This window comes from Massilia sp. KIM (genome assembly GCF_002007115.1).
GTDB lineage: Bacteria > Pseudomonadota > Gammaproteobacteria > Burkholderiales > Burkholderiaceae_D > Telluria.
The window spans coordinates 19,504-46,491 of record NZ_MVAD01000004.1; the positions used below are offsets into that span (position 1 = coordinate 19,504).

The 26,988-nt window shown below is 67.2% G+C and carries 15 protein-coding genes and 1 riboswitch; of the genes, 7 read left to right on the forward strand and 8 right to left on the reverse strand.

Going from position 1 to position 26,988, the window contains the following annotated elements; all coding sequences use genetic code 11:
- Positions 1-33: 33 nt before the first annotated feature.
- The 6 genes from B0920_RS22715 to B0920_RS22740 all read left to right on the forward strand — a co-directional run bounded on the left by B0920_RS22715 (position 34) and on the right by B0920_RS22740 (position 12,359).
- On the forward strand, positions 34-3,039 hold the full coding sequence (locus B0920_RS22715; protein ID WP_078034971.1) for a TonB-dependent receptor domain-containing protein: 3,006 nt from the start codon (positions 34-36) through the stop codon (positions 3,037-3,039).
- A 13-nt stretch (positions 3,040-3,052) separates the two neighbouring features.
- Complete coding sequence (locus B0920_RS22720) at positions 3,053-4,363, forward strand: gluconate:H+ symporter (protein WP_078034972.1); 1,311 nt, start codon at positions 3,053-3,055, stop codon at positions 4,361-4,363.
- Positions 4,364-4,373: 10 nt separating this feature from the next.
- On the forward strand, positions 4,374-7,397 hold the full coding sequence (locus B0920_RS22725) for a glycosyl hydrolase family 28-related protein (protein ID WP_078034973.1): 3,024 nt from the start codon (positions 4,374-4,376) through the stop codon (positions 7,395-7,397).
- The gene (locus B0920_RS22730; RefSeq protein ID WP_229455903.1) at positions 7,394-8,317 is read left to right on the forward strand and encodes an alpha/beta hydrolase; all 924 of its coding nucleotides are present in this window, start codon (positions 7,394-7,396) and stop codon (positions 8,315-8,317) included. The genes B0920_RS22725 and B0920_RS22730 overlap by 4 nt, the downstream gene beginning before the upstream one ends.
- A 31-nt stretch (positions 8,318-8,348) precedes the next feature.
- Positions 8,349-9,110, forward strand: a complete 762-nt coding sequence (locus B0920_RS22735; protein ID WP_078034974.1) for a ThuA domain-containing protein — start codon at positions 8,349-8,351, stop codon at positions 9,108-9,110.
- A 144-nt stretch (positions 9,111-9,254) separates the two neighbouring features.
- The gene (locus B0920_RS22740; RefSeq protein WP_078034975.1) at positions 9,255-12,359 is read left to right on the forward strand and encodes a PAS domain S-box protein; all 3,105 of its coding nucleotides are present in this window, start codon (positions 9,255-9,257) and stop codon (positions 12,357-12,359) included.
- Here the strand turns inward: B0920_RS22740 and B0920_RS22745 are convergent.
- The 8 genes from B0920_RS22745 to B0920_RS22780 all read right to left on the reverse strand — a co-directional run bounded on the left by B0920_RS22745 (position 12,356) and on the right by B0920_RS22780 (position 23,846).
- On the reverse strand, positions 12,356-12,679 hold the full coding sequence (locus B0920_RS22745; protein WP_078034976.1) for a DUF2149 domain-containing protein: 324 nt from the start codon (positions 12,677-12,679) through the stop codon (positions 12,356-12,358). The genes B0920_RS22740 and B0920_RS22745 overlap by 4 nt on opposite strands.
- Positions 12,676-13,119, reverse strand: a complete 444-nt coding sequence (locus B0920_RS22750) for a MotA/TolQ/ExbB proton channel family protein (protein ID WP_078034977.1) — start codon at positions 13,117-13,119, stop codon at positions 12,676-12,678. Before B0920_RS22750 ends, B0920_RS22745 begins: the two co-directional genes overlap by 4 nt.
- Entirely contained in the window at positions 13,116-17,468 is a 4,353-nt protein-coding gene (locus B0920_RS22755) for a cobaltochelatase subunit CobN (protein ID WP_229455905.1), read from the reverse strand. Before B0920_RS22755 ends, B0920_RS22750 begins: the two co-directional genes overlap by 4 nt.
- Positions 17,469-17,613: 145 nt before the next feature.
- A riboswitch (cobalamin riboswitch) is annotated at positions 17,614-17,832 on the reverse strand.
- 113 nt (positions 17,833-17,945) lie between these two features.
- The gene (locus tag B0920_RS22760; protein ID WP_078034979.1) at positions 17,946-18,785 is read right to left on the reverse strand and encodes a hypothetical protein; all 840 of its coding nucleotides are present in this window, start codon (positions 18,783-18,785) and stop codon (positions 17,946-17,948) included.
- Entirely contained in the window at positions 18,782-20,362 is a 1,581-nt protein-coding gene (locus tag B0920_RS22765) for a hypothetical protein (protein ID WP_078034980.1), read from the reverse strand. The genes B0920_RS22760 and B0920_RS22765 overlap by 4 nt, the downstream gene beginning before the upstream one ends.
- Before the next feature lie 5 nt (positions 20,363-20,367).
- A complete protein-coding gene (locus B0920_RS22770; RefSeq protein ID WP_179119269.1) occupies positions 20,368-22,044 on the reverse strand; it encodes an OmpA family protein in 1,677 nt (558 codons plus the stop codon).
- A 410-nt stretch (positions 22,045-22,454) separates the two neighbouring features.
- Positions 22,455-22,958, reverse strand: a complete 504-nt coding sequence (ssb, locus tag B0920_RS22775) for a single-stranded DNA-binding protein (RefSeq protein WP_078034982.1) — start codon at positions 22,956-22,958, stop codon at positions 22,455-22,457.
- Between the two features lie 162 nt (positions 22,959-23,120).
- Entirely contained in the window at positions 23,121-23,846 is a 726-nt protein-coding gene (locus B0920_RS22780) for a CatB-related O-acetyltransferase (protein WP_078034983.1), read from the reverse strand.
- Positions 23,847-24,130: 284 nt separating this feature from the next.
- Between B0920_RS22780 and uvrA the strand changes: the two genes are divergently transcribed.
- Positions 24,131-26,980 carry an excinuclease ABC subunit UvrA gene (uvrA, locus tag B0920_RS22785; RefSeq protein WP_078034984.1) on the forward strand — a complete coding sequence of 950 codons (2,850 nt, stop codon included), beginning with the start codon at positions 24,131-24,133 and terminating at the stop codon, positions 26,978-26,980.
- Positions 26,981-26,988: the final 8 nt, after the last annotated feature.

The following is a 26,988-nucleotide window of genomic DNA, read 5'->3' on the forward strand; positions in this document are numbered from 1 at the left end:
TCACGAAAAAAGAGAAGCAAACAGGAGACAACAATGCGTACCCCCATCCAACGTACCCTCATCAGCCTGGCCGTCTCGAGCGCCTGCACGCTGCTGTGCGCGAACGCCCTGGCCCAGGAACAGGTCCAGGCGCAAGCCGACGCCGCCGCCCCGCCGGCCGGCGTCGCCGCGCCCGAATCCCAGGCGCCGAGCGTCGCGCCCGAAGCCGTGCCGACCGTGGCCGCCTCCACCAACGTGGTGCGCGTGTCCGGCTCGCGCATCGTGTCGCGCGGCTTCTCGCAGCCGACCCCGACCACCAGCCTGAGCACCGCCGACCTCGAAAAGGCGGCCAAGCCCAACCTGTTCAACACCCTGACCGAACTGCCGGCCCTGCAGGGCAGCACCGGCCGCACCACCAGCACCAACAGCACCAGCTCGGGCATCCAGGGCCTGTCGTCGCTGAGCCTGCGCGGCCTGGGCACGATCCGGACCCTGACCCTGCTCGACGGCCAGCGCGTGGTCGGCGCCAACGTCACCGGCGTGACCGACGTCAGCCAGTTCCCGCAGCTGCTGGTCAAGCGCGTCGACGTGGTCACCGGCGGCGCCTCGGCCTCCTACGGCTCGGACGCCGTCGGCGGCGTGGTCAACTTCGTGACCGACAAGACCTTCGAAGGCTTCAAGTCCAACGTCCAGCTGGGCCAGACCAAGTACGACGACGACAAGGGCGCCACCGTGCAGGCGGCCTGGGGCAAGGCCTTCATGAACGACCGCCTGCGCATCATCGCCAGCGGCGAATTCACCAAGGAAAACGGCATCGATTCGCCGGGCTTCGGCGAAGTCGGCGCGGGCGGCCGCGACTGGTACAAGAACCCGGCCTACGAGATCCGCCCGATCGGCGCCACCGGCGACGGCCGTCCGCAATACCGCGTGATCGAACACGCCCAGCAGTACCAGTACTCGAAGTACGGCCTGATCACCAGCGGCCCGCTGCAAGGCACCGCCTTCGGCGACGGCGGCGTGCCCTACCAGTTCCAGTACGGCTCGAACGGCCGCCCGACCGGCACCGGCGCGGTCACCAACTGCGTCAACCCCTTCTGCATCGGCGGCGACCTGTCGGGCAGCGTGGGCGCGGGCACCAACCTGGCGATGAACTTCAAGCGCCAGGTCGCCTATACCCGCCTGTCCTACGACCTGACCCCGAACCACCAGCTCTACTTCACCGCCAACTATGGCCAGGTGGCCTCGCACTTCTCGCCCAACCCGGGCGCGGCCAAGAACGCCAACCTGACCATCCAGTGCACCAACCCCTACCTGCCGCCGTCGATCGTGGCCGCCTGCGCGCAGAACAACATCACCAGCTTCCAGTACGGCACCGCGAACGCGATCTTCCCGGCCAACATCAACGTTCACCCGACCCGTACCCAGCGCCGCTTCGTGGTCGGCTCGGAAGGCAACTTCGACTTGTTCGGCAAGAACTTCAAGTACGACACCTACCTCACCCACGGCGAGAACAAGACCAACATCGACGTCAAGGACATCACGCTGAACGCCCGCTACAACGCGGCGATCGACGCGGTGCGCCTGCCCGACGGCACCATCGCCTGCCGCAACCCGGTGGCGCGCGCCAGCGGCTGCTTCCCGCTGAACATCATCGGCAACAACGGCATCGATCCGCGCGCCTGGAAGTACATCGCGCCGGAGCAGGGTCCGCGCCAGCGCACCACCCAGAGCCAGCAGGTGGCCAGCTTCAACATGACCGGCGAAGTGCACGAAGGCTGGGCCGGCCCGATCTCGCTGGCGACCGGCGCCGAATACCGCCGCGAGAAGTACCGCGTGCGCGGCGACGCCTACGGCAACGGCGTGTGGGCCGAATCGCCGAACAACGAGTACTACCCGGCCGACCCGCTGCTGAACACCTCGGTCGGCAACAACTGGTACGCCGGTAACTACCACAACGGCCAGGGCGAATACAGCGTGCGCGAAGCCTACGTCGAGCTGAACGTCCCGCTGTTCAAGAACGAGGCCTGGGGCGAAGCCAACCTGAACGTCGCCGACCGCGAGACCAAGTACTCGACCGCCGGCAGCATCGGCACCTGGAAGCTGGGCGCCACCTGGAAGACCCCGGTCGACGGCCTGAGCCTGCGCGGCGTGACCTCGAAGGACGTGCGCGCTCCCAACCTGAGCGAGCTGTACGCCGCACCGCTGGTCGTCAACAACGTGGTCCAGTACCAGGGCAACACCATCAGCGTGCAGGAACGCACCGTCGGCAACACCAACCTGCGTCCCGAAGTCGCCCGCAACAACTCCTTCGGCATCGTGCTGTCCCAGCCGAAGTGGGCGCCGGGCTTCTCGGTCTCGCTGGACTACTTCGACATCAAGGTCAAGGGCGTGATCTCGGCCCTGACCATCCAGCAGGAAGTCGACCTGTGCGTGGCCGGCAACCAGGAAATCTGCGCCGCCATGGTGCTGAACCAGCCGGGCGCCAACTACGTGACGGTCCAGAACTTCAACCTCGCGCAGCTGCACACCAAGGGCTTCGACGTCGAAACCGCCTACCGCACCAACCTCGACAAGCTGAACCTGCCGGGCCGCTTCACCTTCCGCGCCCTGGGCACCCGCAACCTGCACTACATCACCGAGTCGGGCGTGGTAGGCACGGCGCCGGTGGATTCGGCCGGCTCGAACATGGGCAATACGCCGAAGTGGAAAGTGCTGGCCTCGCAGACCTGGGATTACGACAAGATCAGCCTGACCCTGACCGAACGCTGGATCAGCGACGGCACCTATCGTAACGACTTCATCGAGTGCCAGACCGACTGCCCGCGTTCGACCCTGATCAACCCGACCATCTTCAACAACAAGATGAAGGGCGCGACCTACGTCGACTTCGGCGGCAGCTACAACTTCTCGAAGAACCTGCAGGCCTACTTCAAGGTGGACAACCTGCTGGACCGCGACCCGGTCGCGGCGCCGCAAGCCAACGCGAGCTACGGCATCAACCCGGCCCTGTACGACGTGGTGGGCCGCACCTACCGGATCGGCCTGCGTTACAGCCACTAATCGGGAGCCAGCCGTGTGGAATCTCCTTTCCGTACTGCTGGCGGTCGGTCTGCTCACCCTCCTGATCGCCTGGGGCAAGGTTCAACCGCTCCTGGCCTTCGTGGCGGCTGCATTGGCCGCCGCTCTCCTGCTCGGTGTGCCGGTGGAAAAAATCCCCGGCACGATCGAGAAGGGGATCGGCGACCTGCTGGGTTCCCTGGTAGTCATCATCTGCCTGGGCGCCGTGTTCGGCAAACTGATCGCCGACAGCGGCGCCGCCAGGCGCATCGCTTCCTCCCTGATCCAGGCCCTCGGGCCTTCGCGCCTGCCGGTGGCGCTGACCATCACCGGCTTCGTGGTCGGCATTCCCCTCTATTACAACGTCGGTTTCGTGCTGCTGGTGCCGCTGATCTTCTCGCTGGTCTACCAGTCGGGACGGCCGGCCGTGATGCTCGCGATCCCGCTGCTGGCCGGCCTGTCGATCGCGCACGGCTTCCTGCCGCCGCATCCCTCGCCGGTGGCCCTGGTGTCGGCGATCCACGCCGACATGGGCACCACCCTGCTGTACGGGATCATCGTCGGCATCCCGACCCTGATCCTGGCCGGTCCCGTGTTCGCGATGACGCTGTCGCGCATCCAGGCCCAGCCCACCGCCGCCTTCCGCAGCGCCGACGTGCCCGATGCCGAGCTGCCGGGCGTGTTCAACAGCTTCTTCACGGCCCTGCTGCCGGTGCTGCTGCTGGCCGCCACCACCCTGCTCATCATGGCGCGGCCCGACCTGAACGGCAGCCTGTCCTTCCTGGCCAACCCGCTGGTGGTGATGGTGATCTCCTACGTGGTCGCGATCTTTACCCTGGGCCTGATGCGCGGCCAGAAGTTCGCCCAGGTGATGCAGGGCCCGGCCGAGGCGATGCGCGAGATCGCCCCGATCCTGCTGATCATCGCCGGCGCCGGCGCGCTCAAGCAGGTGCTGGTGGAGTCCGGCGTGAGCGCCGAGCTGGGCGCGGCCCTGGCCGGGCTGCCGGTGCCGCCCCTGGTGCTGGGCTGGCTGGTGGCCACCCTGATTCGCATCTGCCTCGGTTCGGCCACGGTGGCCGGGGTGACGGCGGGCGGCATCGTCGCTCCGCTGGTGCAGACCACCGGGGTGGACCCCAACCTGATGGTGCTGGCGATCGGGGCAGGAAGCCTGATGTGCAGCCACGTCAACGATTCGGGGTTCTGGATGTTCAAGGAGTACTTTGGTTTGTCGTTGAAGGACACGTTCCGTTCCTGGACCTTGATGGAGACCTTGGTCGGGGTATTCGGTCTGCTGTTCGTGATGCTCTTGTCGGTAGTGATCAGCTAAGGATAAAACAATGAAAATGACTCTTCCTGCCCGCCATGCGCTGGCATTGGCCGCCCTGATGGCCGTCTCGGCGGCCAGCTCGGCGGCCTCGGTATCGGCTTACCAGTCCCTGCCCGACGATCCCAAGTCGATCGTGGTGCGCGCGGCCAAGGGCGACGGCAAGGCCGACGACACGGCCGCCATCCAGGACGCCATCAACCGCGCCGCCAACGGCGGCCAGGGTGGCATCGTGTTCCTGCCCTCGGGCCGCTACCGCCTCACCCGCTCGATCCTGATTCCGCTCGCGGTGCGCGTCTACGGCGTGGGCCCGACCCGCCCGGTGTTCGTGCTGGCCCCGAACACCCCCGGCTTCCAGAAGGGCGTGGCCAACATGGTGGTCTTCACCGGCGGCGACCAGTACAGCGTGGGCAAGGTGCCGATGCCGGTGCCGAGCGCCGTGCCCTTCAGCGAGAACGTGCGCAACGCGAACTCCTCGACCTTCTACTCGGCCCTGTCCAACGTCGACTTCGAGATCGGCGACGGCAACCCGGCCGCGGCCGGCGTGCGCATGCACACCGCCCAGCACTCGAACCTGAGCCACATCGACTTCCACATCGGCTCCGGCCTGGCCGGCGTCTACCAGGTCGGCAACGTGGCCTACAACCTGCGCTTCTACGGCGGCCGCTACGGCATCCTGAGCGAAAAGACCTCGCCGGCCTGGCAGTTCACCCTGATGGATTCGAGCTTCGAGGGCCAGCGCGACGCCGCCATCCGCGAGCACGAAGCCGGCCTCACCATGATCAACACCGAGATCAAGAACACCCCGGTGGGCGTGGAAATCAACCGCGGCTACGGCGACTGGCTGTGGGGCAAGGACGTGCGCTTCGAGAACGTCAGCAAGGCCGCCGTCATCGTCAGCAACGAGAACAACGTCTACACCCAGGTCGGCTTCGAGAACGCCATCGCGCGCAACGTGCCGACCTTCGCGCGCTTCCGCGACAGCGGCAAGACCCTGGCCGGAAACGGCAAGGACTACAAGGTCAGCGAATTCAACTACGGCATGTTCGTCAAGCAGATGGGCGCGCCGGGCCAGTTCGCCACCAACTACAAGACTGCCGCGCTGCCGGCCTCGGTCAACACCGCGCGCGCCCTGCGACCGCTGCCGGCCACCACCGAATGGGCCAACGTGCGCAGCTTCGGCGCCAAGGGCGACGGCACCACCGACGACACCGCGGCGATCCAGAAGGCGATCGACAGCAAGCGCGTGGTCTACCTGCCGCTCGGCTTCTACGTGGTCAACGACACCATCCGCATGAAGCCGGACACGGTCATCGTGGCCCTGCACCCGGGCCTGACCCAGCTCCTGATCCCGAACGGCTCGCCCAAGTTCCAGGGCGTCGACACCCCGGTGCCGCTGCTGGAGAGCGCGCGCGGCGGCGAAGCCATCGTCTCGGGCATTGGCCTGGCCACCGGCGAAGTCAATCCGCGCGCCGTGGCCCTGATGTGGCGCGCCGGCGAACACTCGCTGGTGGACGACGTGCGCATCCAGGGCGGCCACGGCACCCGCTTGTACGACGGCAGCCGCGCCGACCCCTACCGCAAGGACGCCAAGTTCGACACCACCGCCCACTGGGACCGCCAGTACCCGAGCATCTGGGTCACCGACGGCGGCGGCGGCACCTTCTCGGGCGTGTGGTCGCCGAGCGGCTACGCCCAGGCCGGCTTCTACGTCTCCAACACCAAGACCCCGGGCAAGGTCTACGAGCTCTCGGCCGAGCACCACATCCGCGCCGAGATCGTGCTGGACAATGTCGAGAACTGGGAATTCCTGGCGCCGCAGACGGAAGAAGAAATCCGCGATGGCGCCGACGCCGTCTCGCTCGAGATCCGCAACTCGAAGAACCTGCTGTTCGCGAACTACCACGGCTACCGCGTGACCCGTTCGTACAAGCCGATGCCGGCCGCGGTGGTGATCTCGAACTCGAGCGACATCCGCTTCCGCAACGTGCACGTCAACGGCGAGAGCGGTTTCGCCACCTGCGACGAGAACGGCTGCACCACCTACCTGCGCGCCAGCAAGTACCCGTACGAGAATTCGATCCGCGACATCACCAACAAGCTCGACATCCGCGAGCGCGAGTTCGCCGTGTTCGACTACACCGGCAAGCAGAAGACCGCGCCGGCGCCGCAGGGCAAGGTCGAGAAGCTGGAAGGCGGCTTCTGGTCGGTGGCCGGCGCCACCGTCGACCCGAAGGGCAAGCTCTACTTCGTGGACCGCTACTGGAAGCGCATCTATAGCTGGTCGAAGGACCGCGGCCTGTCGGTCGAGCGCGACGCCCCGCTGGATCCGATCAACCTGGCGATGGACAACAGCGGCAACCTGCTGGTCGTGTCCTCCTTCGGCCCGCAGGGCACGGTGTATTCGTTCAAGCCGGGCAGCAATGGCATCGAGATGAGCGTCATCAAGCCGACCCCGGTGGCCAAGCGCGCCAATGCCAGGGTGGCGATCCCGGTGAACTTCTGGCAGAACGGCGAGTTCAAGGACCAGCTGAACTTCGAGACCTACGAGTTCACCACCCTGGCCGAGATGTTCGCCCGTGACGTCGCCCTGCCGAAAGCCCAGGAATACGTGTCGCCGGACGGCAGCCTGGTGCTGCCGGCCTACCGCGTGCTGCGCCAGGGCGCGCCGGATCACCTGGGCTGGCGCTGGGCCGATTCGCACCAGGCGCACGGCCTGGTGACGGCGCCGGTGGGCCAGCGCGTGGTGTTCACCAATGGCTCCGAGAACCGCACCTTCAGCGGCGTGGTGGGCGAGGGCGGCGGCATCACCGAACTCAAGCAGCTGGCCGACCGCGGCGGCGAGAGCGCGGCCGTGGGCCCGAACGGCGACGTCTACGTGGCCAACGGCCAGGTCTTCATCTACGGCCAGGACGGCAAGCAGAAGGGTCGCATCGACGTGCCCGAGCGTCCGCTGCAGCTGGTGTTCGGCGGCCCGGACAAGCGCACCCTGTTCATCCTGACCCATCACTCGCTGTACGCGACCCAGGTCAAGTGAAGCGCCTGTCCACTTCCCTTGCGCGCGCGCTGCTGCTCGGCGCGCTGGTGCTGGGCGGGGCAGCCGCCCAGGCCCAGCAGCAGCCGGCCCCGCCCAGCGTCCAGCTGTGGCCGGGCGGCGCGCCCGGTTCCGAGAAACGCCACGGCGAGCCCGAGACGGTCAAGGACGGGGTCTACTACAGCAATGTGCACGACCCCTCGCTGACCGTTCTGAAGGCCGACCCGCGCCACGCCAACGGCGCGGCCGTGGTGGTGGTGCCGGGCGGCGGCCATCGCATGCTGGTGTTCCAGAACGAAGGCATGCTGGCCGCCAAGAACCTGAACCGTATCGGCGTCACCGCCTTCGTGCTTAAGTACCGCCTGGCGCGCGACGAGGCCTCGGGCGCGAAGTACTCGATCGAGAACGACGCCGCCAGCGACCTGCGGCGCGCGGTCCGCTGGGTGCGCGCCAACGCCGCCCAGTACGGCGTAGACCCCGAGCGCGTGGGCGTGATGGGCTTCTCGGCCGGCGGCGAGCTGGTCTCGCTAGTGGCCGACAATCCGGAACCGGCCCCGCCGGCCAGGCGCGACGCGGTCGACCGCGAAAGCGCCCGTCCCGACTTCCAGGTGCTGGTCTATCCGGGCCCGCTGGGCGTGCCGGCGAAGGACGTGAAGAATGCCCCGCCGGCCTTCCTGGTGGCGGGCTCGCGCGACGCCTGCTGCATGCCGCCCACCATCGCGCTCTACCAGCAACTGGTCGCGGCCGGCGTGTCGGCCGAGCTGCACCTGTACGCCGACACCGACCACGCCTTCAACGTCGGCCAGCGCGGCGAGCGCGTCTCGCTGCAGCACTGGCCCGACCGCCTGAGTGACTGGCTGGCGGACGGCGGCTGGCTGGTGCCGCGCAAGGGGCGCAAGCCGGAAGGCGTGCCGGCGCCATGATGCCGCCGTCCCGAGAATCAGAGGAGAACACATGAAACGCACGATGCTCGCGCTGGCCGCCTCGATGGCGCTGGCGCCCGCCGCCTGGGCCGACAGCCAGTTCAAGCTGCTCGTACTGGCGATTCCCAACAAGTACCACTACGAATACATCCCGATCGCCCGCGACAGCCTGGAAAGGCTGGGCAAGCTGCACTCCTTCGACTTCACCTGGACCAACAAGCCCCAGATCTTCGAGGGCGACCTCAAGCAGTATGCGGCGGTGATCTTCCTGAACACCCCGGGCGAGGAGCTGAACCCGGTCCAGCGCCAGAAGTTCGAGGACTACATGCGCGGCGGCGGCAACGCCATCGTGGTGCACCGCGCCGCGATCACGCCGCCGGACAACTGGCCCTGGTACGAGAAGCTGGTCGGCCGCCGCGTGGGCGTGCACCCGATGCTGCAGACCGGCGTGGTGACCGTGGTCGACAAGGGCTTCCCGGCCACCTACGGCATTCCGGAGCGCTGGATCTGGAGCGACGAGTTCTACGTCACCACCAATCCCTACAACGTGAAGATCAACACGGTGCTGGGGGTGGACGAATCGAGCTACGACCCGCGCAAGATCTGGCCGGGCCAGGTGTCCGAGCCCATGGGCAAGGACCACCCGATCGCCTGGCACCACCAGCACGAGAAGGGCCGCGTGTTCGTCACCACCCTCGGGCACGTGGGCGAGATGTACCGCGATCCGCAATACCTCACCCACCTGATGGGCGGGATCTACTGGGCCGCCACCGGCAAGGGCCAGTTGCGCTGAACGGCAGGGCAGGGCCGGGTAGGCGATTGGCCCTGTATTGACGGGCAAGCAGTCTCATCCGTACAAGCCGGCGCGCGGGATTGTGGCAAGATAGCCGGGGACACGAGATCGTTCCCGGCCATCCATCCAGCCCCGTAACCCGCCATGCATTCTCCCACCCTTGCGCTGCCCGGCATTGACGCCGCAGCTTTCGGCTGGCAGCTCTTCGAGCGCAGTCCCGACTGCGTCAAGCTGCTCAGCCTCGACGGCCGCCTGCTGGCCATGAACCGCAACGGGCTGAGCGCCCTCGAGATCGACGACACGGCCGCCGTGCTGGGCCAGCCCTGGGTCGCGCTCTGGCCCGAGGAGAGCCGAACAACCGTCGAGGCCGCGCTGGCCTCCGCCCGCGGCGGCGCCGACCAGCGCTTCGAGGCGCCCTGCCCCACCCTGCGCGGCAAGCCCAGATGGTGGGACGTGAACGTCAGCCTGGTGCCGGGCGCCGGGGGCCAGCCGGCCGTGCTGCTGGCGGTGTCGCGCGACATCACGGCGATGCGCCAGGCCGAGCGCGAGTTGCAGGCCGCCAACCGCAGCATGCGCGACGTGTTCCACCAGGCGCCGGCCTTCATGTGCGTGCTGCGCGGTCCCGAGCACGTCTACGAAATGATCAACGAGCGCTACCTGCAACTGGTCGGTTACCGCGACCTGGTCGGCCGCAAGGTGCGCGACGCCCTGCCGGAACTGGCCGCCCAGGGTTACGTCGAGCTGCTCGACCGCGTCTACCGCAGCGGCGAGCCCTTCATCGGCGCCGACCTGCCGCTGATGCTGCAACGCGGCCCCGGCATGGCGCCGGAAGAGCGCTACATCGACCTGGCCTTCACCGCCCTGCGCGACGCCGAAGGCGGCATCAGCGGGCTGCTGGTGCACGGGATCGACCAGACCGACCGCAAGCTGGCCGAACTGGCCCAGCGCGCCGACCGCGAGCGCATGCAGCTGGCGGCCGAGGCGGCGGAACTCGGCCTGTGGACCTGGCGCCCCGAGGACGACATGGTGCACTGGGAGAACGCGCGCCTGTTCGAGATCTTCGGGCTGTCGCCCGAGCAGCCGCCCGTGAACGCGGCGCGCTTCCTGCAGGAGTTCATCCACCCCGACGACGCCCCCGCCTTCGGCGCCGCGGTCGCGCGCACCCTGGAGAGCGGCGCCCCCCTGTTCTTCCACGGGCGGATACGGCGCAGCGACGGCGAGCAGCGCTGGATCGAAGTGTTCGGGCGCGCCCGCCAGTCCCAGGGCGAGGGCCCGCCCCAGCTGGTGGGCGCGGTGAGCGACATCACCGAACGCAAGCTGGCCGAGCTGGCGCTGCACGAAACCCGCGAGCGCTTCGAGAAGCTGGTCAGCCAGGCCGCCACCGGGGTGGTCCAGATGGACGTCGACGGCCACATCACCTTCGCCAACGGGAAGTACTGCGAGATGCTGGGCTACGCGCCGGGGGAACTGATCGGCCGCCACGTGATGGACGTGACCGCGCCCGATTCGCTCGGCGCCACCGCGGCGGCGATGCGCAAGCTGCGCGAGGACGGCATCGGCTTCGTCATCGACAAATCCTACCTGCGCCGCGACGGCAGCCTGATGCCGGCCACCAGCAGCGTCAACGCGCTGCGCGGCCCGCAGGGCGAATTCCAGGGCATGGTGGCGATCGTGCTCGACACCACCGAGAGCAAGCGCGCGGCCGAGCGCCTGCGCGCCAGCGAGGAGCGTTACCGCACCCTGTTCGAATCGATGGACCAGGGCTTCTGCATCATCGACATCCTGTTCGACCCGGCCGGCCAGCCGGTCGACTACCGCTTCATGGAGATGAACCGGATGTTCGAGCGCCACACCGGCCTGTCGAACGCGGTCGGGCGCACCGCCCTGGAGCTGGTGCCGTCCCTGGACCGTTTCTGGATCGAGACCTACGGCCGGGTGGCGACCACCGGCGAAGCGGCGCGCTTCGAGAGCGAGGCCCGGGCCATGGGGCGCTGGTTCGACGTCTACGCCACCCGCATCGGCGGCGCCGGCAGCGCCCGCGTCGCGCTGCTGTTCAGCGACATCACGGCGCGCAAGGCTTCGGAAGACAGGCTGCGCACCCTGGCCGACGGGCTGGCAGAAGCGGACCGCCGCAAGACCGAGTTCCTGGCCACCCTGGCGCACGAGCTGCGCAACCCGCTGGCGCCGATCCGCAGCGGCCTGGCCGTGATCCGCCTGAGCGGCGACAACCCCGCCGCGGTCGCCAAGGTGCGCCAGATGATGGAGCGCCAGGTGGGACACATGGTGCACCTGATCGACGACCTGCTCGACGTCGCGCGCATCAGCGGCGGCAAGCTGGAGCTCAAGAAGGCGCGCGTCGACCTGCGCACGGTGCTGTCCAGCGCCGTCGAGACCAGCCTGCCGGCGCTCGAGGCGGGCCGCCACATGCTCGACCTCGACCTGGCCGGCCAGGCCCTGATGGCCGACGCCGACCCGACCCGCATCGCCCAGGTGGTGGCCAACCTGCTCAACAACGCCGCCAAGTACACGCCGGCGGGCGGGCGCATCCACCTGTCGGCGCGCCGCGACGCCGGCACGGCGGTGATCGCGGTGTCCGACACCGGGGTCGGCATCCCGGCCGAGTCGCTGGACGGCGTGTTCGACATGTTCAACCAGGTCGGCCGCAACCTCGACCGGGCCCAGGGCGGGCTCGGGATCGGCCTGTCCCTGGTGCGGCGACTGGTCGAGATGCATGAGGGGACGGTGGAGGCCGACAGCGCGGGCAGCGGGAAGGGCAGCGTGTTCACCGTGCGCCTGCCGCTGGCGCAGGACGCCGTGGATGCGCCGCCGGTGGGCGCGGCGGCGCCTGCGCAGGCCGCGCCCACCGGCGGCGCGCGCGTGCTGGTGGTCGACGACAACGTGGACGCGGCGACCACCCTGTCCATGGTGCTGGAGATGAACGGGCACGCGACCCGGATCGCGCACGATGGCCAGGCGGGATTGGCGGCGGCGCGCGCCTTCGCGCCCCAGGTCGTGTTCCTCGACATCGGCATGCCGGGCATGAACGGCTACGAAACGGCGCGCGCGATGCTCGCCCTGCCGGAACTGGCGGGCGTCGTGCTGGTCGCCCTCACCGGCTGGGGCGCGGACAGCGACCGCAGCCAGTCGAGCGAAGCCGGTTTCGACCACCACCTGACCAAGCCGGTCCAGCTCGAGGCGGTCGAGGCGATCCTGGCGCGGCACGCGCCGCGCCAGCCGGGAAACACCTAGCGCGCGGCCCTGGCCGGCTCGATCAGCACCAGCTTGCCGGTCTTCGGATCGCGGTACACCTCGCCCACCCGGTCGTAGCCGCTGCCGGCATCGGTGACGCCGGCGGCGGGACGCTCGATCTGCCGCCCCTTCTCGACCGGCTGCGGGGTCTTGAGCGCGCCCTGCGTGCCGGCGATGGCGGCGATCAGCCCGCAGGCGAACACCAGCATCACGTCCACCAGGTTGACCAGGCTGGCGCGCGGGTCCTCGTCGCTCTGGTCGAAACGGGCGTCGAGGCGGGAATACAGGCGCAGGCGCGCCCGTGGCGGCGGCGCGCTCATGCCGCCGTCTCCATCTTCTCCAGCACTTCTTCGTACCAGCGGCGGCGCAGCTTGCCGATCACCAGGCCGCCGATGCCGGCGACCAGGCCCAGCACGGTCGCGTCGAAGGCCACGGTCACGGCGCTGGCCAGCTTGGCCGGGTCGCCCTGGCCCAGCGCCGCCAGGCCCGGCCCGAGCGGGATGATGGTGGCCATCAGGCCCAGCATGGGCGGAATGCGCGCCAGCAGGTCGGCGCGCTCCAGGCGGCGCCGGGCGACGGCCTGGACCTGCGCCAGGTCGCCGCTGGCGCCGAGCTTGGCCAGGCCGTGGAAGCGTTCGCCGCAGGCGATGCCGGCTTCGGCCACGGCCACGGCGCAGGCCGCGAGCAGGGCCGCCAGCGAGGGCGCCAGCAGCCAGCTGACCGCATCGTGCAGCCAGGCGAAGGACAAGGTTTCGATCATGAGAGTCTCCGTACGGATGGGGATGGATGGCGGCCGCGCCACAGGCCGAGCGAGAACAGGGCGATGCCGGCGGCGAGCAGCCCCAGCACCTGGACGATGCGCGCGGCGGGCGCCAGCGCGGGCGGCGCGAGCCGGCTCAGTTCATAGGCGCGCGCGACCGGCTGCTGGGCGCTCGCTGCCTGCGCCTGCAGGCCCTCGGCGCGCGAGGCGGCTTTCGACTGGGACTGCGCCGGCGCGCCGCGCGATGGGGCGGAAGCGGCGGGCGGGCTGGAAGGCAGCAGTTCGCCGCGCGCCTTTGCCAGGGTGACGCCGAGCGCCTGGGCGTCGGCCTGGTCCAGTTGCGGCGCCAGCCAGCGCCACATCGGATGGTCAGGCGCCGCGTGGCCGCTGCCCGGCAGGCCGTTGGCGGCCACCAGGCGCGCCAGCTCGCCGCCCAGGCGGCGGATGGTCTCGGGCTCGGTCTGCCAGAAGCCCTTCTCGGCGGCCACCATGAACACCGCCAGCATGTGGGCCTTGACGTGGGCGTTGTGGCGCTGGCCCAGGAATTGCGGCAGGCCCAGCCCGTGGGCGTCGTCGAAATACACTGCCTTGACCTCGTCCCAGGCCCAGTTCTTGACCAGGTCCGGGCGCGTGACCTGCCAGCCCCACAGGTTCTCGACGAATTCCTGACCCATGGTGCGCGCGCCGGCATAGCCATGCGCCATCAGCGGCTTGAGCCAGGCCGGGTTGAGGAAGCGTCCGCGCAGCTCGCCCAGCAGGCTGGAGGCCAGCGGCTCGACGTCGGCGCGGCCGGGCTGGGCGTGCTGCAGGATCAGGGCTTGCGGCACGCGCCCGGTGCGGCCCTCGATGGCCAGCGAAAGGCCGCCCAGGTAGTCGAAGGCGTCGTTGTTGTCGAGCAGGCCGTACAGGTTGCTGGCGCGGCCGTGGTAGGTGCGGGCGATGCCGTCCAGCGCCACGTCGAAGGCGGCGTGCTGCGCTTCGCCGTTGGCGTCCAGGCCATAGGCGTGGCCCATGCGGGTGCGGTAGGCGCGGCCGATCTCCTCGCGCTCGCGCCAGGCGCCGGAGCGTTCGGTCAGGCGGTTCACGCCGGTGCCGTAGGCGCCGGGCGCGTCGCCGAAGATGCGCTGGGCGGCGGCGACGCCGGCCTCGGGAGCGGGCATGCCGCCGCGCTGCAGCGTTTGGGCGCGCGCCAGCCATTCGCGCGCCACGCTGTTCGCAGCCAGCGGCTCGCGTCCCCAGGGAGCGCCATTCAGCGGCGCCAGCGCCGCCTGCAAGGCCTCGCGCAGTAGCGGCTGCTCCTCGGCCAGCGCGTCCGCGGACGCGGCCAGCGCCAGCCGCCCGGCGCGGTCGATCAGGCGGATCAGGTTGGGGTAGAGGTCGCGGAACAGGCCCGAGGTGGTGACCAGGGCGTCGCGCCGCGGCGCGCCGGGCTTGAGGCGCACGTCGGTGACGATGCCGCGCGCGTTCCACACCGGCTCGGCGCCCATCATGGCCAGCGCGAAGGCCACCATCACGCCCTCGTCGCGCACCGCGTCCGAGGCCCACAGGATGATGCCTTCGCTGCCCTGGCGGCCCGCATCGCGGGCGTCGGCCTTGGTGGCCAGGCGCTCGCCCAGCCCGTAGCCCAGGCGGGTCGGCAGGATGTCGCCGTCCACCGCGTGGAAGTTGCGCCCGGTGGGCAGGGCCTCGGGCGAGCGCAGCGGATCGTTGCCCTTGCCCGGCTCGATGTAGCGGCCTTCGAGGCCGGCCAGCAGCGCCGCCATTTCCAGGCGCGGCGAGTCGGCCAGCTTGCGCTCGGTGCCGGCGTCGAACACCCCGCCCTTCTTCATCGAGTCCAGCATCAGGTCGAGCGACTTGCGCTCCCAGGGGCGGCCGAACACGTGCAGCCCGTAAGGCATGAACTTCTCCTGCAGCTTGGTGAGATAGTGGCCGATCTCGTGCGCCAGCAGGTCGTCGTCGGCGGCGTCGAAACCGATGCCGCGCACCTTGAGCACGTCTTCCATCGAGGCCTCGAGCTCGGCGCGCAGGTTGAGCGCCACCACCCGCTCGCGCATCAGGCTCGCGGCCTGGGCCTTGAGCGACTCGGAGCTGGCGGCCTCGAAGCTTTCGACCACCTGGCGCAGCGAAAGCAGCTCGTCGTACAGGGGCGTGGAGGCGAGCGGCGGGGTCAGGTGGTCGACCATCACCGCCAGGCCGCGCCGCTTGGCCTGGGTGCCCTCGCCCACGCCGTCCACGATGTAGGGGTAGATGCCGGGCAGCTCGCCCGCGATCAGGCTGGGGTAGTCGTCGGCGGCGAGGCCCACGGCTTTCCCGGGCAGGAATTCATAGGTCGAGTGGCGGCCCACGTGCACCAGGGCGTCGGCCTTGAAGCGCTCGCGCACCCAGTGGTAGAAGGCCAGGTACTGGTGCGGCGGCGTGATGCTGGTGTTGGCATGCAGCAGTTCCTCGTCCACTTCCCAGCCACGCGGCGGCTGCGGGCCGATGAAGACGTTGCCGAACACCAGGCCGGGCACCAGCAGGCGGCCGCCGTCGACCATGACCTTGCCGGGCGCCGCGCCCCAGCCGCGCATGCCTTCGATGCGGTAGCCGGCCAGGCGCCGCTGCAGGGGCGCGAGCGAGGCGCAGGCGCGCGCGGGACGCTCGTCCAGGCAGGCGCGGTAGCCTTCGTCCAGCAGCGCAAGGTCGCGCAGGGCCGCTTCGCGCTGCGGGTGGTCGGCGCCTTCGACCAGGTGCAGCAGCTCCTTCACGATCAGCGCGGCCTGCTTGCGGCCGAGGGCGCGCTCGCCCGCCGCCTCGGCTTCCAGCACCTCCGCATGCAGGCGTCCCAGCAGGCCGTTCTGCATCTCGCCCCGCACCCGGGGCGACAGGGTGGCGAACCAGCGCGCGTAGTCCGCGGCGGAGACGCCGTTGACCGCCGGGTTCATCTCGCGCAGCGCGGCGCGGTCCTCCGGCAGGTTGACGCCGTGGGCCATGATGCGGTCGAGCAGGGCCTCGGGCGTGGCGGGCAGCTCGCCGACCGTGTAGCCGGCCGCCTTCAGGGCATGCAGCATCTCGAACAGGGAGGCCGCCACGTCGAGGTTGTCGGCGCCGATGTTCTGGCGGCCCGGCGGGTGGTTGTAGTAGATGAGGGCGAGGCGCTTGTCGCGGTTGGCCTTGGCGCGCAGCGCCAGCCAGCGGTCGACGCGCGCGGCCATGCGGCCGGCCTCCTGGTCCAGCACCACGGGCGGGCGGTTCTCGATGCCGGTCAGCGGATCGCGCCTGGCCTGGCCCAGGGCCGCCACCACAATCGGCTGGCCGATGCCCTGCAGCTCGGGCAGGGCGACGCGGTACTGGACCGAATCGGGCGGCAGGCCGTCCGGCGACAGGCGCCACTGCATGGCCGTGCGGTCGGACAGGCGGATCGCCTTGAACACCGGGATGTCGAGGCGCTTGAAGGCTTCCTGCACCGCTTCGCGGCCCTCGGCGGCGCCGACCACGAAGTCCTGCAGCACCACCAGGGCCGCGGGCCGCGCGGGCGTGACCAGTTGCGGCAGGCGCTCGAGCGCCTCGCGCGAGGCGCCGCCCCAGCGCGTCAGGAGCTGCACGCAGGGCTGGCCCTGCCGCTCGATCCTCCGGCACAGCGCGGCCGGCACCACGCCATCCATGTTCGACAGGTCGAGCACGACCACGGTCGGCTTGTCCTGCAGGCCGAGCTCCGCCGCCCTGCCCCAGGCCGCCGCGTCGGCCAGCTCGCGCTGCCCCACGCGCAGGCGCAGGGCGGGTTCCGGACGCGGCGCGGCCAGCGGCGTGCCCGGGGCAAGACGCTGGGCCAGCAGGGCCTCGGTGTTATCGACCCCGCCACCCTGCCACAGGCGGCGCGCGGCCAGCCACCGGGCGGCGGCCGGATGCGCGGTGGCGGCCTGCAGCGCGTCCTGGGGCGGGGTTTCGGTCGACAACTGGCGCAGGGTCTCGGCCGGAAAGCCCGCCAGGCTGCCGTGGCGGCCGCGCGTGACCAGGCTCAGGCTGGCCTCGCCGTTGAAGGCGAGGATCTCGGCGCCTGGCCTGGCATGGCGCGCCAGCGCGTCCTTGAGGCGGCGGGCGGGATCGCCGAACACCGACACCGCCAGCACGCTGTCGGCGCGCCCCAGCCACTGCGCTACTTCACGCTCGCTGGCCGCCATGAACTGGGCCGGGGTGCGCAGCAGGATGCGGTCGCGCGGATGGCGGGCCAGGTGGCGGTGCGCGGCCTCGACGGCGGTCGGGGCGGCGCGCTCGGTGACCAGGGCGAACAGGGTGGCGGCCTGCGCGGACACGCAGGACAGAAGGCATAGCAGCACCGCGAAGGCGCGGACGACAGGACGAGCGCTCAATTGGACGTCAACCGGCAAGGCACGCGAGGCGCGCAGGGAAAACCAGGCGATCCGGGCTCGCGGCCGCGCCGCAGGAAGCGCGGCATGGAATCGAAGCATGCGAAGAGAACGGAACGCCAACCGGCAAGGCCACACCCCGGGCCCTGCAATGTGCATCGCGAGCGGCCGGTCTTCTGGCTTGCCTTCATCCTTCCCTGTCCTTGCCTTCCCGTGCGGATGCACAGTGGCGGTCGTCCAGGGTCGTCGGGCCTACAGCAGCGGGGGCTGCGCCGGACTGGCGGGGATGGACATCCCGCGCGTCACCGGCTTCCCGTTTCACCCTCCCGCAGACTAGCGGAAGGGCACCGTTCACGTTATTGCCGGATTGTACATGTCCGTGGTGGACCTCGCCACTATCCGGGCAAGACCGCCATGCTCTCTCGAAAAAAAAGCCCACTCCCTGCAAGGAGTGGGCTTTGCGCCGCAAGCTATCCGCGTTCAGCGGGCCGGAATCTGGTTCAGCAGGGCCGGCTGGCCCATCTCGACAAGTGTCGCGTTGGACTTGTTGAAATAGGCGTTCCAGAATGCGCCCAGCGCGCGCAGGGTCTTGGGATCCCGATACTTCTTCGATTTGCCCGACTCTTCAGGCAACAATCCAGCGCCGATCACGTACACCTGCGCACCGCCAAAGTCTGCGATCAGCTCATTGTCGGCTGCGAGCTTGAGCTCCCGGTCCGCATCGATCTGGCGTACCGAAGCGCCTTTCGGTCCATAAAAGCTGGTCACCGAGGAGTTTTCCAGCATATCCGAAGCGAGCAGCACGATTTTGCGCCTTGCACCCGACTTCCTGACCCGCGTCGAGATGGATTTCAGCGATGCCAGGACGTCGGATTTGGCGAGATCCGTGCTGGCCATGTCGAAGGCGCCACGCAAGCCGGTGCCGATCGCCTGCATCGCGACCATGGGCTGTCGCTTGGAACACGCATCGAACCGCGCCAGAAGGGGTTTCGAGATATCGTCTCGCGCCACGGCAGGGATCGACGGCTCGATCGTCCCGGCGCTAAGGAGCTGCACGTAACGGCCCTGCGAGAAAGCCGAAAACGTCAGCAACGAGTAGGCATTGCCGGCCGTCATGAATGCACGGACATTGTCTGCCACCTGCTGCTGCAGAGTCTTGTCAAACACGGTCGTCTGGTCTACCAACACGAACAGCTCGGTATCCGCTGACGCGGGCGCGACACCCAGCTTGCTGTCGTAGCAGCTCGGCACCACGTTCTCCGCGGCAGGACAGGCTTGTGCAAACACAAGGCTCAGCGCGAACGCGAAGGCGCGCTTCACAGCAAGTCCTCGATCTCGGCCGCGCGCTGTTTCTTTGCCTGCGCGGCGGCATTCTCCTTGCGTTCCTGGAGAACCAATTTGACTTCCGCGAATACATGTTCCGGAAGAGTGTCCAGATAGGCGCGTTTGGCCTGGGTATCGTCCCCGAGGCGATCGAGTTCGCTAATGGCGCGGCCAACATCGCCGGCGCGCGCCACGGGTGTCTCAAGCTCGGCAGCAGCAAGGCCAGTACCAGCGTTAAGCGCGGATTTGCTTGCCTTGTGCGCCTGGGCGCGCTCGCGTTCCTCGTCGAGACGGCGCTGCTCCTCATGAAGCGCAGCACGCTTCTTGGTGCGGTAATCGGTCTCCTCGCGATCCGTGGAGTCGAGGAACTCGAGGAAACTCTTGTTCGGATGCACCGCGACACCAGTACCCTTGTCCGCGTGATGCTGGATCATCCGCTGTTGAAGATTTTCGAGCTGGTTCTGCGCCTTGTCGATGTACTGCTGGGAGGCGGCGCGAACGTCCGCATAAGTCAGGAATTTTCCCTTGCCCAAAGCCTTGTAAGCTGCCTTGCTGTTCTCGCCCGCGAATCCCCAGCGATAGCCGAACAGCACACCGAGCCCCTGCAAGAACACGAAGAGCACTGCCAGGATCGCGAAGGTCACCCAGTAGCCGTGCAGGTCGTATTGAGCCGCCTCCTCGACCGCCTTGCCGTCTGCGGCGAGGCTGAGGTTCGCATCGGCGTCCGGGATCACGTTCTGCTGGGCCAGGTCCAGGCCGACACCGGTTTGCCGCTGTTCCACCAGCTCGCTCTTCTGGATGCGGACGGAGTCTTCCATGAGCTTGTTGGCGCTCTGGACCCGCACGTATGTCGCACCGATAGCAATGATCAGTACGAAGGCAAGTGTGGCCCAGCTGACGACGAAGCTGGCGTCCAGGCCGACACGGTTGCAGATCTGGGTGTACTCCGGTTCGGCGTCGTCGAGGTGCTGAGCCGTAGTCAAGGGCATGGATTTGGTCCGCAGCTTGTGCTTGCGCCCCTCCTCGATCCAGTCCTTGCGTGCGCGCTTGATCTTGAGCGAGCGATAGAGTTCATGACCAGCCTGATGGGTAAGCAATACGCACAAGGCGGAGACGATGAATGCGATACCGATCGCCGCATACTTCTGGGTCGTCTCGCTGGCGCCAGGTACGGTGTAGCCGGCGAGCACATAGCTGAAACCCTGGGCTTCGATGAACACGAAGGCGATAATCAGAATCCAGATCGCCAGGGGCGTGGTCGTACGTCCATTGTCACCTGCCTTTTGTAGGTAGGTCATGCGCTCGTTGAAATCGTATTCCGATTGCACCTGAACGAAAGCCTTGTAGTCCTGGCAGAGCGTGCGCTCGGACTTGAACCAGCCGCTGCCGTCGGTAGTCTGATGGAGGTCCTGGGAGAGCCGCTTCAGTTTGCCGATCACGGGGAAGGCGTACCAGGTATTCAGCCACCACCATTTCAGCTTGTCCCACATCAGGGACACGAGAATGGCGGCGGCGGCCGTGTAGATGATCATCCACACGAGCACAGGATAGGTATGAAGGAAATCGGAGAGCATGGTATTCAGTTGGCAATGACTGGTTTAAAGGCGGAAACGTAAAGGCGATTGTCGCGGGCGTAGACGATGTTGCCGCCCTTGGCAGCTGCACCGCCTTGACGCGGATACAGGATGTCGACGCACTGCATGCCGGCGGCGCCATTGGTGAAGATGCGGTAAAGGATGCCGCCCTCTGCAAGATACGTGTTCACCGCCGGTCGCAATGTCACATCGGGGGAGGGATTGCGATTGACCGACGGATCATAGTTGGCGTAAACCTTCATCTCCGGCATTTGCGCCAAGGACGCTTCGCTGGCCAGGACGGCGACCTTGTTGATCACGATCTGGTGACCGTTGACACGTTCGGTCCAGCTCTTCCCATACAAGCCAGGAACGTGTTCGGCCACCCGGTAAGTCGCTCCATCCTTGAGTGCTTTCACCGCCCCCGTTATGCGTGGACGATCCTGGGAACAATCGGCAAGAACTGGCACATCGTCCGCGTACGCATTGCTGATCAGAGAGAACAGCGGACGCTTTTGTTCCAGCTTGCCAATACCAGCGGCGGCCAGCCGGGCATCCACCATAGGCGTACCGCCGAAGTCGATTGGCTTCCCAACGGTCTTGAAGGCTGCAACTGGCGACGAGGAGGTCGCTGCGGACGCGGGGGTGCGGGCCGGCGTCGCTGCCAGCGTCCTTCCTGGCGCGGGCGGCGTGGCGACCTGGCGGCTGATCGGCCTGGATGCATTGCTGTGATTGGGACGCGCGCCGCCAGTGGCTGCCTGCGCCTGCGCGTTAGCGGCTTCTCCATGTGCGGGCGCAGCTTGGGCGATAGTACTGCGGTAGAAATGATAGTTCGGTCGGCGCTCTTCGAGATATCGGCTGAAGCCTTCTGTGTTCGTCATTTCGACGATCTCGACCCGGCGGTTCTTGGCCCTGCCGTCTTCGGTGTTATTGTCGGCGACCGGATAGACCTCCCCCGCGCCCTGGTAGAACACCTGCTCACGCGGGATGCCGCGTCGCTGCAGGTAATCCGCTACCGCACGCGCGCGGCGTTCGGACAATTCGGCATTGAGCTTGGAGGAGCCAGTGTCATCGGTGTGCCCAACCAGCAGAAGCTTGCGGTCTGCCTGCTGGCCCGGCGCCTGTCCGGCCTTGTTCAGATTATAGATATCGGCGATCGCAGAGAAATACTGTTCGGCACGCCGGGTCAACACATCCGAATTTGTTTCGAAATGTCCGCCGCCGGCGCCATCGTCCTGCAGCGAGACAACGCTGCCGATCGCATTCTTCTTGACACTGCTGGCTTGCTGAGACCGGTCCAGTTCCGCGACATCGACGACTCGTCCGTCCTTGGTAATCGCTGCAAACTGCATCTGCAGCTGATACTCCCGCGCCACCTTGGCGAGATCACAACGGCGCTGATCAATATCGGCGCCGATGAATCCGCCGGCAGCGCCGCCCAGCAGTGCACCGGCGAGAATTGCGCCCTTGTCCTTATCCCCCATCTTTGCGCCGATCAGCGCCCCAGCCAGTACACCGAGCGCTATGCCGGTATTGCGCGCATTATTCGCACAAGGATCGGGATTATTGAAGGTATCGTTGAATGCCTGGTTTATTCCACCCTGACCGGGTGCGGTGGCGCATCCGGCAAGACTGAATGCGAGGCCGGCTGCGCCGATCTTTCTGATAGTGCGCGACTTCATTTCCATCCCATGTGTAGGCCAGCATTGGCAGGCGCCTGACATCACGCCACGGCAAATCGCCAGCAGGCGCTGTTTGCGAACCTGCAATCATGCTGTGCAATCGATAATAAAAGTTTCTCGATTGTAATGAGTGCGACAATTGGTCGCAATGCCGGGATGGCCGATTTGCTCTATTTATTCGATATTTTTCTGAATTAAGAATGGTATATGTCGACGGAATAGGTATCAGACGCACAGAAAATCACGGATTAGCGTGATTCTATTTCTTCACACATTTTTATTTTTACAAAATCGGGATAATTGGTGAGAATGAGTTCGCGATGGACTTTTTCGTCGCGTTATCGTTGCGAACAAAAACAAAAAAGCCTCGCATGCAAGCATGCGAGGCTTTTCACGGATGTGGATGTATTTCAGAACGGGATGTCGTCATCCATGTCCGAGAAGTTCGGCGCCGGTTTCGGCTGCGGACGCGCGGCCGGTGCCGGCGGGGCCTGGCGCGGAGCCGGGCGCTGCTGCGGGGCCGAGTAGTCGTCGTCCATGCCGCCGCCCATGCCCATGTCGCTGCCGCCGCCCATGCCCTGGCGGCCGCCCAGCATCTGCATGTTCTCGGCGATGATGTCGGTGGCGTAGCGCTCGATGCCGTCCTTGTCGGTGTACTTGCGGGTCTGCAGGCGGCCTTCAACGTAGACCGACGAACCTTTCTTGAGGTACTGTCCCACGATCTCGGCCAGGCGGCCGAAGAAGGAGATGCGGTGCCATTCGGTCAGTTCTTTCTGCTCGCCGGTGTTGCGGTCCTTCGAACGGTAGGAAGTGGCGACCGCGATGTTGGCGATCGCATCGCCGCTCGGCATGTAGCGGATTTCGGGATCGCGGCCCAGGTTGCCGACGATGATGACTTTGTTAACTGATGCCATGGTGTGACTCCTTCAGGGTATGTGGAGCCCTGGCTCTGCACTTGACTAAGCGCCAGGGAACTGTGGTGTTGCAGTCAGCTATTATGCCTGTTCCCGGGCCGGGAATCGCTGTTTTTTCGATAAGGGCGCACGCTGTTGCATGCGTGCGCTCAAGTCGCTCTTTCAGGACTGCTTGCCCGCCACCGCCTCGTAGGCGCGGCGGCTTTCCTGCAGCCCTGCGATCACGGCCAGGGCCGCGTCTTCATCTTCGGTCATGTCTTGCAGGAACATCGCGTTGTTTTCCTTGATCCATTCCAGCGGCATCTCCCACCAGGCCAGCTCGATCAGGGCGGCGCGCACTTTCTCCGTGAAGCGGTAGCGGACCAGGCGGGCCGGCGCGCCCGCATAAATGCCGTAGGGCTCGGACTGGAAGTTCGGCGGCAGCACCGAGCGCGCCCCGATAACGCAGCCGTTCTCGATCGTGCTGCCGCCCAGCACCATCACCTCGTCGCCGATCCAGACGTCGTTCTTGACCACCGTGTCGCCATACTGCGGCGGCAGCGCATTGGACAGCCCCATGCCCACGCTCGAGAACATATAGGTCGAGATGGTCTTCATCTCGTGCTGGCCGTTGAGCAGGAAGCGCAGGCGCTGGCCGCCGGAGACGAAGCGGCCGATCGCCAGGCTCTGCTGCTTCCCGTCGTACTTCGCGAGCGAATCGACACCCAGCGCCGAACAGCGTCCGATGTAAAAATAGCCCTCGGTGGCATCCTGGTCCACCCAGTTGCGGAAGAAACGGTGCGGGATCTGGCTGTAGCCGCCCTTGGCATAGCCCAGGACGGTGAAATGCCCCGCCCAGGGATGGTCGGGCTGCTCGCCGCTGAAGTCGTCTTCCGTAAAAATTTGCATGATCTTCGCTCGCTCGGAAAGGAAGCCTCGATTGTAACCCCAGAGCAACTTACCGAAAGACTTTATACCTCTGGCATCTTTGCCATTGAATTGGGGCGCAGCCCCACCACATGGACCGGATTGACCCGCTCGTCGTTGTGTGGCCACGGCAAAAATTGCTGGATGGATGTACAGCATTTCGAAAAACGAGCTACACTTATGGGTTCTCTCCGATCGGCCCGCTCACCCCGTCCGTGCTCTGTGCGCCGGCCCCGCAAAACTTATTGAAAGCCTGCAAAAACTTAATGGAAGAAATTCGTATCCGCGGCGCGCGCACGCACAATCTGAAGAACATCAACCTCGACCTGCCGCGCAACAAGCTGATCGTCATTACCGGGCTGTCGGGGTCCGGCAAATCCTCGCTCGCCTTCGACACCCTGTACGCCGAAGGCCAGCGCCGCTACGTCGAGTCGCTGTCGGCCTACGCGCGTCAGTTCCTGCAGCTGATGGAAAAGCCGGACGTCGACCTGATCGAGGGCCTGTCGCCGGCCATCTCGATCGAGCAGAAGGCCACCTCGCACAACCCGCGCTCGACCGTGGGCACGGTCACCGAGATCCACGACTACCTGCGCCTGCTGTACGCCCGCGTCGGCACCCCCTATTGCCCGGACCACCCGCACGAGCCGCTCGCGGCCCAGACGGTGTCGCAGATGGTCGACGCCGTGCTGGCCATGCCGGAAGGGACCAAGCTGATGATCCTGGCTCCCGTGGTGGCCAACCGCAAGGGCGAGCACAGCGACCTGTTCCAGGCCATGCAGGCCCAGGGCTTCGTGCGCTTCCGCGTCCAGAGCGGGGTCAACGCGGCCAAGATCTACGAAGTGGACGAGCTGCCCAAGCTGAAGAAGACCGAGAAGCACAGCATCGACGTGGTGATCGACCGCGTCAAGGTCAATGCCGACATCAAGCAGCGCCTGGCCGAGAGCTTCGAGACCGCGCTGCGCCTGGCCGACGGCCGCGCCATCGCCTTCGAGATGGACAGCGAGAAGGAAACCATCTTCTCCAACAAGTTCGCCTGCAACGTCTGCGGCTACTCGCTGCAGGAGCTGGAGCCGCGCCTGTTCTCCTTCAATAACCCGATGGGCGCCTGCTCGGAATGCGACGGCCTGGGCCACATCGAGTTCTTCGATCCGAAGCGCATCGTCGCCTTCCCCCACCTGTCGCTGGCTTCCGGCGCGGTGAAGGGCTGGGACCGCCGCAACCAGTTCTACTTCCAGATGCTGCAAAGCCTGGCGGCCTACTATGACTTCGACCTCGACACCCCCTTCGAGCAGCTGCCCAAGCAGGCGCGCGAAGCGGTGCTGCACGGCTCCGGCAAGACCTCGATCCCGTTCTCGTACATCAACGAGCGTGGCCGCACGGTGATCCGCGAGCACACCTTCGAAGGCGTGGTCAACAACCTGCAGCGCCGCTACCGCGAGACCGATTCGATGGCGGTGAAGGAAGAGCTGGCGAAGTTCATCAACGAGAAGACCTGCCCGGCCTGCGAAGGCGCGCGCCTGCGCACCGAGGCCCGCTTCGTCAAGATCGGCCAGGGCGAGCAGCAACGCGCCATCTACGAAGTCTCCGACACCCCGCTGCGCGAGACCCTGGAGTATTTCGAGTCGCTCGAGCTGACCGGCGCCAAGAAGGACATCGCCGAGCGCGTGATCAAGGAGATCACGGCGCGCCTGAAATTCCTGAACAACGTCGGCCTGGACTACCTGTCGCTGGACCGCAGCGCCGACACCCTGTCGGGCGGCGAAGCCCAGCGCATCCGCCTGGCCTCGCAGATCGGCTCGGGCCTGACCGGCGTGATGTACGTGCTGGACGAACCCTCGATCGGCCTGCACCAGCGCGACAACGACCGCCTGATCGCGACCCTGAAGCACCTGCGCGACATCGGCAACAGCGTGCTGGTGGTGGAGCACGACGAGGACGCGATCCGCACCGCCGACTACATCGTCGACATGGGTCCGGGCGCGGGCGTGCACGGCGGCGCGGTGATTGCGGCCGGCTCGCTCAAGGAGATCATGAAGAGCAAGCAGTCGCTGACCGCGCAGTACCTGGACGGCCGCCGCAAGATCGAGGTGCCGAAGAAGCGCACCAAGGCCGATCCGGCGCGCCAGCTGGTGATCACGGGCGCGACCGGCAACAACCTCAAGAAGGTGGACCTGACCCTGCCGGTGGGCCTGCTCACCTGCGTGACCGGAGTCTCGGGTTCGGGCAAGTCGACCCTGATCAACGACACCCTGTTCCCTGCCCTGTCGCGCCACCTGTACGGCTCGCAGACCGAACCGGCGCCGCACGACGCCATCCACGGCCTGGAGCACTTCGACAAGGTGATCTCGGTCGACCAAGCGCCGATCGGCCGCACCCCGCGCTCGAACCCGGCCACCTACACCGGCCTGTTCACCCCGATCCGCGACCTGTTCGCGACCGTGCCGACCGCGAAGGAACGCGGCTATTCGGCGGGCCGCTTCTCGTTCAACGTCAAGGGCGGCCGCTGCGAGGCCTGCCAGGGCGACGGCGTGATCAAGGTCGAGATGCACTTCCTGCCGGACGTGTACGTGCCTTGCGACGTCTGCCACGGCAAGCGCTACAACCGCGAGACGCTCGAGGTGCAGTACAAGGGCAAGAACATCACCGAAGTGCTGGACATGACGGTGGAGGACGCGCACGAGTTCTTCAAGCCGGTGCCGGTCATCGCGCGCAAGCTGCAGACCCTGCTGGACGTGGGCCTGGGCTACATCAAGCTGGGCCAGAGCGCGACCACGCTCTCGGGCGGCGAGGCGCAGCGCGTCAAGCTCTCGCTCGAACTGTCCAAGCGCGACACGGGACGCACCCTGTACATCCTGGACGAGCCGACCACCGGCCTGCACTTCGCCGACATCGACCTGCTGCTGAAGGTGATCCACCGCCTGCGCGACCAGGGCAACACGCTCGCCATCATCGAGCACAACCTGGACGTGATCAAGACTGCGGACTGGATCGTCGACCTGGGTCCGGAAGGCGGGGCCGGCGGCGGCACCATCGTGGCGGCCGGCACGCCGGAAGACGTGGCGAAGAATCCGGCCAGCGTGACTGGCAAGTACCTCAAGCCGCTGCTGAAGGGCTGATCTGAGCC

Excerpts from the sequence above, each read along its gene's own strand:
- B0920_RS22735 (WP_078034974.1), top strand. The coding sequence starts at position 8,349 with ATGAAACGCACGATGCTCGCGCTGGCCGCCTCGATGGCGCTGGCGCCC.
- B0920_RS22780 (WP_078034983.1), bottom strand. The coding sequence starts at position 23,846 with ATGCAAATTTTTACGGAAGACGACTTCAGCGGCGAGCAGCCCGACCAT.
- B0920_RS22770 (WP_179119269.1), bottom strand. The coding sequence starts at position 22,044 with ATGAAGTCGCGCACTATCAGAAAGATCGGCGCAGCCGGCCTCGCATTC.
- B0920_RS22765 (WP_078034980.1), bottom strand. The coding sequence starts at position 20,362 with ATGCTCTCCGATTTCCTTCATACCTATCCTGTGCTCGTGTGGATGATC.
- B0920_RS22725 (WP_078034973.1), top strand. The coding sequence starts at position 4,374 with ATGAAAATGACTCTTCCTGCCCGCCATGCGCTGGCATTGGCCGCCCTG.
- B0920_RS22715 (WP_078034971.1), top strand. The coding sequence starts at position 34 with ATGCGTACCCCCATCCAACGTACCCTCATCAGCCTGGCCGTCTCGAGC.
- B0920_RS22750 (WP_078034977.1), bottom strand. The coding sequence starts at position 13,119 with ATGATCGAAACCTTGTCCTTCGCCTGGCTGCACGATGCGGTCAGCTGG.
- ssb (WP_078034982.1), bottom strand. The coding sequence starts at position 22,958 with ATGGCATCAGTTAACAAAGTCATCATCGTCGGCAACCTGGGCCGCGAT.
- uvrA (WP_078034984.1), top strand. The coding sequence starts at position 24,131 with ATGGAAGAAATTCGTATCCGCGGCGCGCGCACGCACAATCTGAAGAAC.
- B0920_RS22740 (WP_078034975.1), top strand. The coding sequence starts at position 9,255 with ATGCATTCTCCCACCCTTGCGCTGCCCGGCATTGACGCCGCAGCTTTC.
- B0920_RS22745 (WP_078034976.1), bottom strand. The coding sequence starts at position 12,679 with ATGAGCGCGCCGCCGCCACGGGCGCGCCTGCGCCTGTATTCCCGCCTC.